Here is a 12,430-nt window from a genome sequence, read left to right on the forward strand (position 1 = left end):
CTCAAGGCCGTCTTGCGCGCCAAAGCCGAGCGAACCGTCGAGGGCTTATGGAATACTGTCGGCCAGATCGTCACGCTGTTTGAACCACAAGAATGTGCCAACTACTTCAAATCCTGCGGAGATGACCCCGAGTAAAGTGGACGCGCTCTAGCTTAGATTGTTAAGCTGTGAGGCCATCGAGAAGCGCGACTTTGGCGGCTTGGGTTTATGCATAACGATGCCTGTCTGCGATGATTTTTTGTTGGATGACAGCGGATCACAGATCCATCTTTGTGATCCAATAACTGCCTGCAGACAAGCCGCTTCTGTAACCCTGGCACCGCGATATGGGATCCAACGACGCTATTTTGCGCACGGGTAGGGGCTGGAGCATATTAATTGTACCAACCGTCACCCAAAGTGACTGACGATCATTGTGGCGCAACGCCACTCTAAACAGCTTACCAGATCGACTATGCCACTTTCACCTGCAATTCAATTTACGAGAGCAAAATTAAGATTCAAGTCAATATTAAGATTCCATAATGTTGCTCAACGGTGAACCCATACTCCCTGAAAAACCTCGATAACGCTGATGGTTGCGAGTGAGATGACTCTGCATGGCTTCGCGGGCTTGCACTGCATCGCGTGCGCTGATCGCTTCACAAATAGCGCGGTGCTCTACAACTGTGTTTTGTATATATTCCGGCGTGATCAGAGCCAGGTTGAAATTGCGTGAGAAAGCGGGCTGCGGCAGCATTTTCATGCTCATTACGCTGAAAAACTCGATAAAAGCGAGGTTGTTCGTTGCTTCCGCTATGCAGCGATGGAAAACAAAATCGAGTTCATCCAGCGCCGCTTCGTCATCCTGCGAGGTTTCGAATTGTTTGAGAGCTTCCCACATTTTGGCTTCCTGCGCCCAGGATCTGCGCTGTGCGGCCAGTCCTGCCGCATGAACCTCAAATGCCATTCGCAATTCAAGTAGGTCCATAAAGGGTAGGGATAAAAGACCGAGCGGCTCCAGAATGGTAGATGCTTCACTCTTTGCGTCATTGGTTTTGCCCTGATCGCGAACAAAGATGCCCACTCCATGTTTGGTCTCTAGCAGTCTGTCTGAGCGTAAGGCTGCTATTGCTTCGCGAATAACAGTTCGACTGACGCCAAGTGTGTCGCCGAGCTCTGCCAAAGTGGGGAGCTTGTGTCCATTTTGGAGTGTTCCATCGGTGATTAGCGCTTTACTCTACCGTATTTTTGCAAGGGTGAAGCAGATGACTAACTTATGGAAATTCACCCGCTTCGATGTTGCATTATTGTTGATTGTAAGTGAGACAGTTTTAGATTTTACCGAGACGCTTACGTAATTCCGCATTCTCAGCACGCAGCTTCTCGGCAAGCTCTTTGCGCAGCTTAATGTTTTCTGCTTCAAGAGCTACCAGCGTCGTGAGATCGTCACTTGGAGACTTGGTTGAGGGCGCAGGGGATGTTTTAGCGGCGGCATTTTTCCAGTTATAATAGGTTTGCTCACTCACTTCAGCTTGCTGCAATGCAGTCTTAAGCGTTATTGTCCCGCCTTTTGTTGCTTTTTCAATAGAGGCAAGGATAGATGCACGCTGGGCGGGTGTGTATTTGTTACGTTTGTTTTTTGCAGGCTTTGTTTCAACCGCTGCACTCTTTTCAGGTACTTTAGCGGGTTTGGCCGCACCCTTGGCTGCTGTCGAAGCAGAAGCAGGTTCTGTTACTTTTGTTTTTGACGCTGGCTTTTTCTGCTTTGGGCGTGCCTTTGATGTATCGTTGACAAGCTCAGCACTCTGAGCTTCAGTTACGTTTGTATCGGTGGTTGTGTCATTGGCCATGTAGTGTTTCTCCGTTGTTTAAATCGGGAATTGTTCTGTGGAATAATATACGGGTCTGTGTTAATTGTAAGAACAACATCAATCGCATAACTATCATAAAAATCAATCTGATTGACAAGTTATAGTCGCAAATTGAACCAATTATCAGAATTTGTAAAACGAGGCGCAGAACCTATAATTAGTCGCAAAAACTTGTGAACTCCTTTTATCTTTATTAGGATTGTATATCATAGTGAAAAAACCACTCCGAAATGTTGTTGTCGAATATAAGAATAAACGCTCTCGCAAGGCAAGTGTATCCATTTGGGGAGAGCTAGATTTAAATACTATCATTCGTGACGTCGAGACTAGTATGCAGCAATCCTCTACTAATGTCCGCGCAGGCTCGGATGCTGCTGAGGCGTTTGTAAACGTAGTAGAAGACACAGCTTCAGGCGAGTTGTCACCAATTGCATCTCCCGAGAGGTTGGAGATTGTTCAAGCGGAACCTGCTGCATCTGCCGCCGTCGCCGTGAAGTTTAAGAAGCCGGTAACTACTTCTGATGCGGTCCAAAAACCGCAGGTCGCCGAAGACGTTGTCGGAAGACAGAATAGGCGGCCTGTCCGGCGAAAGGCACAAGCAACTCTATCACCGCAACACGAGGCGGCAACATTTCCTACCAGAGATGCGGATATCATAAATGAATTGTCTGCTCTCGAAATTGAGAATGCTTCTTTAAAGCGCGAACTGATAGTATGGCTGGTTTCGGAAAATAGACATTTGGCGGTGATGCTCAAGCAGGTTGAGAAACGTACGGGACAGAAAAAGTGACATTGCCGTAACAACTCACGGTTCGCGCAGACTGCCGTTGATCTTTCGATTATGTATCAAAATAGTTTTGATTTCTGATCATGAATGTTATCAGCTTAATATCATTTAGTCCGCGCTGGTGTTGTGAAACAGCTCTATATTAAACTTTTCTTGTGCGCACACGGAGGTTGGTTAGCGATGAAATCATGGGGACTCGTATCGTTGAACGTCTGTTTAAGTCGGAGTCGTACAAAGAAGATGTGTTGGAAGATGAAACGCCCGCTGCTGTAAAAACCTTGCAAACCAATTCTCTGCAGCGTGATAATCTGCCAGATGAAGGCCTGCCGATAAAGGATGTTGGCAGAAATTTCTATCAGACAGGCATGGTTGCGCCTAAAAAAGCCGAGCCGATAACAGGCGCCACAAATGTCGCAATGAATGGTGACCAACCACATAGGTTTGACAGTCCGCCACCCGTAGTGCAGCCAGCGAATGAAACTACAGATAAACCTGAGACGAAGTTGTCTGTTCGTGAGGCAGCGCAAATGCTGTTCGATGAAAAGCCTGCCGGACAGGGTACAGCCCTCAATAATGAGAGGAAGCCTAATAAAGGCGGCCCGAAGCGGAGTAGTAGTAAGGTTCAAAAGAAAAAGCGTACCGATGCTCAAAGCGAGGAGCTCGTTCAAACTGAGCAAAAAAGTCGTTCAGAAGAGTTGGTGGTTCAGACACCTTCAGATGCCACGTCGCTATTGAAGCTTGAGCAGGCAACAGCTAAGCATTCGACAATTTATGATGCTAACACGCTGCCTCTGAAGCGCTCCCGCAAACAAAAGCCGAAAGCTGTGGATGAACCGGTTACAGATGAAGAACTGGCTGAACTCGAAGCAGAAAACGCTGGCCTTAAGCTTCTCCTTTATAACAGGACGTAGCCGTTTCATTGAGGCGCATTCACTCGTTCTTTAGCCGAGCGATCGCCATTATGACGAGTTTACCCATGAGTGTGGTGAAGGCTACGGTGCAGATTTCCTAGCTGTTTTCACAGCTATTCAGATGGTTAAAGCAATCTAATGTTAGGACTTATTATGCTGCGAGATCAGTAAGCGAATCGTATGCGAACCATTGTAATTTACGAAATGGTTTTAAGTATTATGTGAACCAATCTAATGCCCGCAATTGTGGTTGGAGTTAAATTAGATGTGTTAGCACCCAATGTATGTTTGGGATCGACCTAATGAAACTATGATCTTGTTGTGCAAACTATTTTAAAAATGTTTTGAGCCTTTACTCCACGCCGATTGAATGTGCTTTTATCAATGATAATATTTTCAGAGACGCCGTTGTTTTTAATAACTTTTTGGAAAAATAGTTGCTAGATAATGAGCCAAGTGTTCACAGCTTAAGCGTCTGTAACCCGCTTTGACAGCTGCTGCGCATGAAGTACAGTTCAGCGAAACCACGTTGCTTGATAATTATTTATAATACATTAAGTCATGATTTCCCAGAGCAGACGGAAAAATGAAATACTTTGAAGCCAATCGCCATGCTATTTTTGTCTATTACGCAAGGTTCTATCAGTTTGTGTAGTCCTCATCGGACGAAAAGAAGAGCTATAAAATATCTCCCTTAGCGTCATGTCCCTCGCTGTCATGGACTGCTCTTTGCCTGAACTGAGCGTCGTACATGGCCCGGACATCGCTGCCAGATGTAAGTGGCTCGACCACTGATTACGCGAATGATTAGGCCACTGGCTAATCTAATTTCAAAAAAAGCCGCAGGGAGACCAGTATGTATCTTTCTAGTAAATCCGTCACCAACAGTTGTAGCAACGGATGCTTCCCGCACTGCGCATAGTGGGGGAGTGAAATTAGTGCCTTTCTTCACAGCGATAGTTTAATTCCTCCCATCTACGTTAAGCTCTTTTCTAAAAGACACAAGAATGGTGCTGCTGGTGCAGGAGCTATTGTTGAAGATGTAATCCGACCGAAGATATGGTTTGTTCGGTTTAAGTTTGCTGGAGAAAAAAGGCGTTGGCCGGGCAGTGACACGGCTATCAAAGTCGCCGAGACACATGAACAGTTTCCGCAACTACCATTATTTTTCCGCGCCGCTATGTCTTTTATTTTTGCAACAAACGACCGACTGCGAACAAAAAATCGGCTGTACTGCTATAAATTGAACCGGGCCTAAAGGCTTCAAGAGCGTTTGTTAGCTTCTCATAATGATGCAATAGCCTAATGAGTCTCTTATTAATAAAAACTATTTTCATATAATAAAATAATAGATCAAAAAATGCATTACGGTGCCGTATTAAACTCAATGATAATAGAAGGATACAGAATGTTCCCACTTATGATTTTGTCAGGCCTTGTTCAGCAGATTGTATCTTTAACTCAGAATATTTCCGCACTTAGCATGATGAAACAGTCAGAGAAGCAGGCTGCGGAACGTCATGAGAAGTTCATGCAGGAATTTGAAAAGCAGCAGAAGAAAAATGCTCAAGACAATAAAAGTCTTTTGGATGCGTTGAAAAGCGATTCTAAGTTAGGCTTAAACGCTGCGCAAATAGTAAATTTTGGCCAGAGACAGGCCGAAATTTTTCAGCAAAACTGCTCTCATAACAACATGAAGTCAGCCGTTTCGAGTGATGGTCGTCAAACTGAGGTCCGTCGCCCGCTAGAACTGATTGCGCAGAGCTTGAACTGGAACTGTGGCGGCTCTAACCGTACTCCTTACGCCGCGTAATCACATGGTTCTTCAAAACGCTCCATTTTGCATTTAATCTTTGAAAGGAAGAACGATGGACCCCGCAATTATCACGATGATGAATCAGCAAAAGCAACAGCATTTAGAACAGATGATGCAAAGCCACATGATGTCGTCGCAAAATAGCGCGCAAGAGCATCAACAAAAAATGCTAGGCATGAGCTATGAGAGCCAGCGTGCTATTACGAATGATCACACGAAACGCTCTAATGAGATGCAGGCTGACTCCATGTCACTGCTTAAAGAAGCTACACAAAAGCTTGATAGTGGTGCATCTGCGTGACGTTATATTCCGCACTGCTTTGACCTAAACACCAGGTAAAATTCCAGCAAGATACCAGTCTGTGACGAGGTAAGTATGATAATAGAAGCGTTGCAGGGTGGTATGCCGACTACCCCCGGAGTAGATCTTGGACTGCAGCATCAGGCCAGAGCTTTTACTTTAGCTCAGTTGCAAAAAACTCGCGCATTGGACCGTCAACTAAGTGCTCGACTAACTACGCATCGCATGAATGTTGCGGGCTACGAAGTCGAGCGCGCCATTGCCAATGATCATTCAAAACGTCTGATGAGCGCGCTCGCTGGAAAATTTAATCTGATATCGAGAATTCAGCAGTCGATGGGTTGAACAGTTACTTTAATATATACGGTCTGGTGATCGCGTTCGTACCTTGGGGATTAATTCATGACCGGATTATTACCAGATATTTTTTATTTGCTTAGCTCTCTCAGTTTGCGGGCTAATTTTCACCGGAAGGCTCTTTCTTATGGGGCGGCATCCGTCGCCTTGTTTCCCGAAGAGACTCGTCATTACGAGAATTACGCTTACGCTTTGCTTTTAACAGGTCAAATACAAGAAGCATCTAGCGTTGTTGCTAAAGCACCTGCGTTATCCGCTAACCTACATTATTTAAAAAGTCGTATTGCAATTGTTCTCAGTGACAAATCTGATGGACAGAAAAATCTACAAAAATATCTGACCTTTGGGATTGTCTAATGAGTGAAGCTGTCAATAAAGTTTCCGTCCAGTCACGTCAGACGGATTATGATAACTATCATGAGAAGATCGCAAGAGCCGCTTCCCCCGGAGCGACTGTTTCGCCATTGTCAAATGATGTGGATGTGACATCCTATTCCGCGTTGCTGGATGAAGCTTATGACGGCGATCTATCGGAGTATATTGCAGTTGGACAAAGCGACCGACGCGCAGCTGATGTTTCGGACGTGCGCCGACCTGATATTGCGGAAGAGTTTGAACAGCAGGACGAAAAAGGTCCTGCGTTTATGCGAAAAGGTCATCTTGAGAAACTAAGCCAAAACAAACAGGTCCAACATATAGAAACGTCAAACGATGGTGCGTCAGAACATCGGCCCCGTATAAGTATTAAAAATGCACATGATCGTTTTATGCTTACATCGTCTCAACTCAACTGCACCGAAGCCGGTTCGCGAGCCTGCCTCAAGGCGTTTTTAACCGTCGTTACTGTTTTGCACCACCCCTCTTGGGAGCGCATGGATTATCTTGAAAGACATCTCGTTCAGAATCAGATGGCGGTTGTTTTGTAATGGCCTTTCACATTAAGTACATTCCATTTCTTAGGTTACTGACTGCAATTATAATGCTCAGCTTCGCAGCATTGCCCAGCATAGCAGATGCTGCGGACCGCATGGCAATTGAAGTCGGCAAAGGTATCTATGTGGAGGGTTTCCAAAATGTAGAAGCTGTTTTTGTCGCTGACACAACAATCGCGGATGTGACAAAATCCCCAGAAAATGCCATTTTTGTTCTCGGAAAGTCAGTCGGCGAAACAACGCTTATCGGTGTTGACGTGGCTGGAAGAAAATTGTTCAGCTACAATCTAATTGTAAGTGAGAACCTTGCCGGCGTGAGAGCAGCACTTTCAAGCCGGTTGCCGAATGCGCGGATTACAGTAGATGCCGCGAAGGGAAGTGTGCTGTTACGGGGGCAAGTCGCAAGCGAACCTGATCATCAGGCTGCTGTGGTAACCGTCCAGTCCATGCTTCCGAACGTTCGTATTATCGACGAACTCAAACCGTTGGATGGTAGGGCCGTGACACTGAAAGTGCAATTCATCGAGGTGGCACAGGACCGCCTTGCGAATTATGGAATTGATTGGAGTGCACTTTCTGCTTCTGATGACACAAAGTCGACGGGCATCTCCGGTTCGGAGGGTAAACGTCTTACGCAGATATTGAACCTTCTTCTTGATCAAGGCGTAGCAACTGTTGCATCTCAATCTGACTTATCGGCGCTCAACGGCTCAAAGGCCACTTTGACTATCGGCAACGAGATTGCACTCCCTAAAATGATGCTTTCCGAGACAGGCGGTCGCCAGACAGTGGGAACCGACTATAAAGCTGTTGGGCTTTCGTTGGACTTCCAACCGACGCTAATGGATAATGAGCGCGTCTCTCTCGTAATAAACTCGGTCATTTCCAGTATTATTCCAGCTGCAAGTGGCAAAAATAACGAAGTGCCTCCCACTTTGTCGACGAGGCGGCTGGGAACTACTATTGAACTCGAAAGTGGCCAGGCATATGCCATTGCCTCGCTATCCCGCATCGATACAATGGCCGAGGTAGATCAGCCAGCAGCCCTGTTCGGGGCAAAGCTTGCTCGCCTTCTGTTTGGCTCGGACAGGACATTAATAACACAGCGTGATCTTATTGTGGTTGTTACACCGCATTTCGGCGAGGCAGTTGTTCCTGCAAAAGTTTTAGCTAAAGGTAAAAGCCAACTCGAAGAGCTTTTAACTCTGAAGGCATCGCGTTGCTGTAAAGGAGATGTATCGCAAATTCGCTTATATGGGCAGCCCGGCTTTTTGTATTAAACCGAATATATGATAAAAATTCAATTGCGCTCCTGCATTTTAGCCGTAAGTGTATTTTTTTGTTCTTTTGCTTTTTGTGACGCTCATTTGTACGCGAGGCCGCTTCCGCAGGCCACGAGTCCATATGAATATACAAGCCATGATCAAAGCCTCGCAGATGTTTTGAGATACTTTGGAAAAAACATTGGCATGTCAGTTAAAATTTCCGGAAAACTCGACACCCCTGTCTCTTTGCCTAAAGATGTGCGCTGGACACGGCAATCTTTTCTGAATTACCTTTCCGCATGGTACCGCCTTGTTTGGTATCTCGATGATTCTTCACTATTTTTTTCATTGTCGGATGATCAAGCAACGGAGCTATTTTCGTTTAAACAGCCAAATACCGGCAATGTTCTCAGCGCGCTTTCTCACATAGGTCTGCTAGAAGGCAAATTTATCCACCGCTATGACCCCAGCAGTAAAATGCTGCTCGTTAAAGGTCCTCTCAGCTATGTCGAGAAAATCAAAAAGGCTTTGATTGTTTTCGAGAAAGCTGACCGGGTAACAACCACGATTTTACGTGGACAGGCAGAGCCAGATGGACAAATCCAAATGCCTCCTCTCCAGGCGACTGAAGACAAAAGGCTTCTCCCATCCTTATAGATAAGTGGCATCGTGAAACTCTCATTCCATATTGAAAATTTCAGGAAAAGTCGCGGTATTGGGCTTGTATTGGCTTTTGCAGTGATCATCTTGATGATGATCCTACCACTGCCTGACATTCTGATGGACTTTTTCATTACCATAAATATAAGTCTATCAATCGTAATCTTAGTAGTCTCATTGCAGCTATCTGCACCTGTGCACTTTTCGACCTTTCCGTCATTGCTTCTGCTTACGACATTGTTTCGTCTCTCAATTTCCATCTCCACGACGAGATTGATTTTGACACAGGGCAGTGCTGGCCAGATTGTTGAAACTTTTGGTGATGTGGTCATCAGCGGCAATTTGATTGTAGGGCTGGTAATCTTTCTCATAATAACAATTGTTCAGTTTCTTGTAATTACCAAAGGTGCGGACCGCGTTGCGGAGGTAGGTGCTCGTTTCACCTTAGACGGAATGCCCGGGAAGCAGATGAGTGTCGATGCTGATGTGCGCGCGGGGAGCCTTGACTATCTTGATGCTTTAGAAGCACGACGCAGGTTAGAAAAGGAGGCTAAACTCTTTGGCTCTATGGATGGTGCACTCAAATTCGTAAAAGGAGACGCGATTGCTGGCCTTGTTATAACCATCATCAACCTAGTCGGCGGTATTGCCATTGGTATGCTTCAACGCGATATGCCTTTTAGCGAAGCATTGAAACTCTATTCGCTGATGACAGTTGGTGACGGTCTCGTTGCGCAAATCCCTGCGCTGCTAATTTCGGTTGCTGCCGGTAACATGGTGACCCGCGTTGCGGACCATCGTGGCGTAGATCTAGGGTTTGAAATAAGCGAACAAATCACACAAAACCCTCGTACGTTATCGGTAGCCGCGCTTACTATTATTGCATTTGGATTTATTCCTGGTTTTCCTTTCCTGCTATTTGCCATTGTTGGCGGAGCAATTCTAGCGGGAAGTCAATGGCATTTACGTTCGAGCAATCAATTGGCTAATCTTGCGTCTACGGATTGGCTTAAAATCCAGAAAGTAAACGCAAAGACGTGTGATGAAATCCAACAGCGCACAGGCCGACTGGAAACCCTTATGCTTACTTTGCCGCCGACCATAAAATCTACTGATGCTATAGCGTTTGCGGCGACGTTCGACAGCATACGAACATCTGTGGCTCAAGAGCTTGGGCTTCCAACAGGTTTCTGGCGATTCGAGATCGACGAGTCTGCTCAAAATGACTACAAAATATCGATTAACCAAGAGTTTCTCGTTCGAGGTGAATTCATCGGTAGCTCAGTGTTTGTCAAAGCTAATCCGAGTTATCTTCAAACACTTGATATAGTTTGTAAATCTCATTACGGCGCACGCGAAGGCGCAGTCGTCGCTGATTCCTTCGTACCTATATTGAAACATGAGGGCATTCCTTATTGGAATGCCACTGAACTCATGCTGCGCCATATCAAAGTAGCAATTGCTGAGAACGCCGTTCGATTCGCATCATTGGAGAATGTCAGTGATCTCCTAAACCGAACAAGGCCTAATCATAAAGTTTTAGTGACAGATGTCACAGAGGCCTTATCTCTAAACACGATTTGCGTGATTATAAAAAACTTCTGCCGTGAAAGATTGCCTTTGACCAGTCTGGTACGTATTCTGGAAGAGGCACTTGCCTGGGCTTCCCACAATCCGGAACCATCTTTTCTCACACAGAAAATCCGGATTGCTCTTGCAGATTTTCTCACCAACAGATTTGCGCCGGATGGTTTCTTACCAGTCATTCTGACATCTCCGACGATTGAAGGTTATCTTCGCGATGGTGTACGAAAAACCGATGAGGGGAATTTTTTACTTTTGGAGCCTTCGATTGCAGAGCTTTTGAAAACGGGAATTAAGTCAATAATTGGTGAAAGTTATCAACGAAATAAACATCCAGTGATTATAACGCAGCAAGACGTACGTCCTCTGCTGTTCAGCGTTCTGCATGAAAATGGTATATTCATCCCTGTATTAGCCTACCAAGAAATTCTTCCAGGCACAGTGATATATCCTGTGAGCGTATTGATGGATGAGTGAGGTGAATGATTGTCATGATCCGCATGGGATGTTTGTCGATTATTAAAATGCCCTATGATCGATTTTGCGAATAGATGAGCCTCAATCTGGGCCAAAAGCAAGCTGAAATATTGCCTATATATATCATTGATTTATAATATCTATTCCCCTTAGACCAGCTGTTAAATAGAAATAGTCGACTTTGATAGAGAAGAGCATATTTAGCTGGCGAAGATGGCTTGGACTGATCAATAAATCAGATCAACATTGTTGGCTTATAGAAATCTGATAGATTCACTATCTTAAAACTATCACTGAGCAGGGCCGCGACTTTATCTGCGTACCAATAACTGAAACGAGGTGCTTTTGAGTATTTATTTCAGCTTAAATACTCTTGCAGAAATTAACGCGGCTTAGATCATTCGCTGGAGCCGTTCAGCGAGCGCGAGGCATTTGCGTTTTCAATCCTTTGCGTAAATTGCAACATAATTGTATCCACGTATAAGTACGATTTTAAACTACTAAAATTTTTTAAGACATAACCTATTCAGAAAGTATTTTAAGTGGACGTTTATGAATTTGAAAAAAGCAAGATTATAATTGAACATCTGTCAATGAAACGAGCTAAGGCGTGGGCGTGCTATCAGGCAGTCTATAAGATAGCTGCATCTGGAAAACTGGATACTTTTCATGTGCGGGCGCGCTTAGTGTTTCAAATTATGCGGCTGTTCTCCTATTCTATACTCACACCGGTTCTCTTGATATTGGCATCGGGAGGAATGATGGCTATGGAATATTTTGCAGACAGCCATGCATTACTCTACGGTGGCTATAATCCTACCAATTGGCCCACAATTTTTACGTTGTTCGGATTTATCGTTTATTGCTTCTGTAGTGTGATAGCTTGGTTCGTGGTGGCGTGTGGGTTTTTGCTCGCAGCCATGCGAAGAATGACTGTTCGGTTATCTATTGGTTTCGTAGTGGGTATCTTGATAATCACATTCGGGATGATTAATTTTTTTGATCTTACCTCTTCGGCATTGTGCTGGTTGCCTTTGCAACTGTGGCGGTTTTGCATAATGCAACATACAGCGATTACGGCAATTTGCTATTGGGTTTTCTACCACAAACAATTTGTATGTATCTTTAAACTTACTAAACCTACATCTGGGGAAGCCGGCTATGACGAGCGCATTTCCTCTGCCTTGTTTGATCGAGTGGTTATTGCACGCGCTTTAGGAAACTATGTTGGACTAACTCTTTCGAATGGAACCCAGATGGAAATCCGACAACGCTTTTCTGAGGTGATTAAACAGCTCAGGGGGCGCGGTGGAATTCAAGTGCATCGCTCCTATTGGGTCAAAGGTGAGGAAATGATATCCTTAAAAAAAACAGAACATCGTTTTGTTGCAATCACCCGGTTTGGTGAGGTTCCAATTTCCAAAAATTATCTCGAACGTGTGAGTGTACTATGTGGCGCGAGGAATAACTAAGAGCTCTTAGTCCGC

At 45.0% G+C, this 12,430-nt stretch carries 13 protein-coding genes and 1 pseudogene; 12 read left to right on the forward strand and 2 right to left on the reverse strand.

All coding sequences use genetic code 11. The features are described 5' to 3' along the window. Nucleotides 1–135 (forward strand): annotated as a pseudogene (locus tag H5024_RS18535) (IS630 family transposase); the annotation flags it as partial. A gap of 376 nt (nt 136–511) precedes the next feature. On the opposite strand, the gene H5024_RS18540 reads toward H5024_RS18535, so the two are convergent. Together H5024_RS18540 and H5024_RS18545 are read right to left on the reverse strand one after the other, a co-directional pair. After that, entirely contained in the window at nt 512–1,207 is a 696-nt protein-coding gene (locus H5024_RS18540; RefSeq protein WP_348770729.1) for a FadR/GntR family transcriptional regulator, read from the reverse strand. Between the two features lie 106 nt (nt 1,208–1,313). Further along, nucleotides 1,314–1,832, reverse strand: a complete 519-nt coding sequence (locus tag H5024_RS18545; RefSeq protein ID WP_187548706.1) for a transposase — start codon at nt 1,830–1,832, stop codon at nt 1,314–1,316. Between the two features lie 232 nt (nt 1,833–2,064). Between H5024_RS18545 and H5024_RS18550 the strand changes: the two genes are divergently transcribed. The 11 genes from H5024_RS18550 to H5024_RS21645 all read left to right on the forward strand — a co-directional run bounded on the left by H5024_RS18550 (nt 2,065) and on the right by H5024_RS21645 (nt 12,415). Beyond that, nucleotides 2,065–2,643, forward strand: a complete 579-nt coding sequence (locus H5024_RS18550; RefSeq protein ID WP_187548707.1) for a hypothetical protein — start codon at nt 2,065–2,067, stop codon at nt 2,641–2,643. 167 nt (nt 2,644–2,810) lie between these two features. Then, nucleotides 2,811–3,551, forward strand: coding sequence for a hypothetical protein (locus tag H5024_RS18555; RefSeq protein ID WP_187548708.1), 741 nt, complete (start codon nt 2,811–2,813; stop codon nt 3,549–3,551). Nucleotides 3,552–4,959: 1,408 nt separating this feature from the next. After that, on the forward strand, nt 4,960–5,364 hold the full coding sequence (locus H5024_RS18560) for a hypothetical protein (protein WP_187548709.1): 405 nt from the start codon (nt 4,960–4,962) through the stop codon (nt 5,362–5,364). Between the two features lie 55 nt (nt 5,365–5,419). Then, on the forward strand, nt 5,420–5,668 hold the full coding sequence (locus tag H5024_RS18565; RefSeq protein WP_187548710.1) for a hypothetical protein: 249 nt from the start codon (nt 5,420–5,422) through the stop codon (nt 5,666–5,668). Between the two features lie 75 nt (nt 5,669–5,743). Then, complete coding sequence (locus H5024_RS18570) at nt 5,744–6,013, forward strand: hypothetical protein (protein WP_187548711.1); 270 nt, start codon at nt 5,744–5,746, stop codon at nt 6,011–6,013. Between the two features lie 57 nt (nt 6,014–6,070). Then, nucleotides 6,071–6,382, forward strand: a complete 312-nt coding sequence (locus tag H5024_RS18575) for a hypothetical protein (RefSeq protein WP_187548712.1) — start codon at nt 6,071–6,073, stop codon at nt 6,380–6,382. Continuing rightward, nucleotides 6,382–6,951: a hypothetical protein gene (locus H5024_RS18580; protein ID WP_187548713.1), complete on the forward strand. Its 570-nt coding sequence runs from the start codon at nt 6,382–6,384 to the stop codon at nt 6,949–6,951. Before H5024_RS18575 ends, H5024_RS18580 begins: the two co-directional genes overlap by 1 nt. A 53-nt stretch (nt 6,952–7,004) precedes the next feature. Further along, nucleotides 7,005–8,237, forward strand: coding sequence for a pilus assembly protein N-terminal domain-containing protein (locus tag H5024_RS18585; RefSeq protein WP_187548714.1), 1,233 nt, complete (start codon nt 7,005–7,007; stop codon nt 8,235–8,237). A gap of 189 nt (nt 8,238–8,426) precedes the next feature. After that, nucleotides 8,427–8,879: a hypothetical protein gene (locus H5024_RS18590; protein ID WP_187548715.1), complete on the forward strand. Its 453-nt coding sequence runs from the start codon at nt 8,427–8,429 to the stop codon at nt 8,877–8,879. A gap of 12 nt (nt 8,880–8,891) precedes the next feature. Beyond that, a complete protein-coding gene (locus tag H5024_RS18595; RefSeq protein WP_187548716.1) occupies nt 8,892–10,943 on the forward strand; it encodes a flagellar biosynthesis protein FlhA in 2,052 nt (683 codons plus the stop codon). Nucleotides 10,944–11,485: 542 nt separating this feature from the next. Beyond that, nucleotides 11,486–12,415, forward strand: coding sequence for a LytTR family DNA-binding domain-containing protein (locus H5024_RS21645; protein WP_187548717.1), 930 nt, complete (start codon nt 11,486–11,488; stop codon nt 12,413–12,415). Nucleotides 12,416–12,430: the final 15 nt, after the last annotated feature.

The organism is Ochrobactrum sp. Marseille-Q0166 (genome assembly GCF_014397025.1).
GTDB lineage: Bacteria > Pseudomonadota > Alphaproteobacteria > Rhizobiales > Rhizobiaceae > Brucella.

Bases quoted from the DNA above. Each gene is read 5' to 3' on its own strand.
- H5024_RS18590 (WP_187548715.1), top strand. From the start codon at position 8,427: ATGTCAGTTAAAATTTCCGGAAAACTCGACACCCCTGTCTCTTTGCCT.
- H5024_RS18585 (WP_187548714.1), top strand. From the start codon at position 7,005: ATGCTCAGCTTCGCAGCATTGCCCAGCATAGCAGATGCTGCGGACCGC.
- H5024_RS18560 (WP_187548709.1), top strand. From the start codon at position 4,960: ATGTTCCCACTTATGATTTTGTCAGGCCTTGTTCAGCAGATTGTATCT.
- H5024_RS18580 (WP_187548713.1), top strand. From the start codon at position 6,382: ATGAGTGAAGCTGTCAATAAAGTTTCCGTCCAGTCACGTCAGACGGAT.
- H5024_RS18570 (WP_187548711.1), top strand. From the start codon at position 5,744: ATGATAATAGAAGCGTTGCAGGGTGGTATGCCGACTACCCCCGGAGTA.
- H5024_RS18545 (WP_187548706.1), bottom strand. From the start codon at position 1,832: ATGGCCAATGACACAACCACCGATACAAACGTAACTGAAGCTCAGAGT.
- H5024_RS18575 (WP_187548712.1), top strand. From the start codon at position 6,071: ATGACCGGATTATTACCAGATATTTTTTATTTGCTTAGCTCTCTCAGT.
- H5024_RS18565 (WP_187548710.1), top strand. From the start codon at position 5,420: ATGGACCCCGCAATTATCACGATGATGAATCAGCAAAAGCAACAGCAT.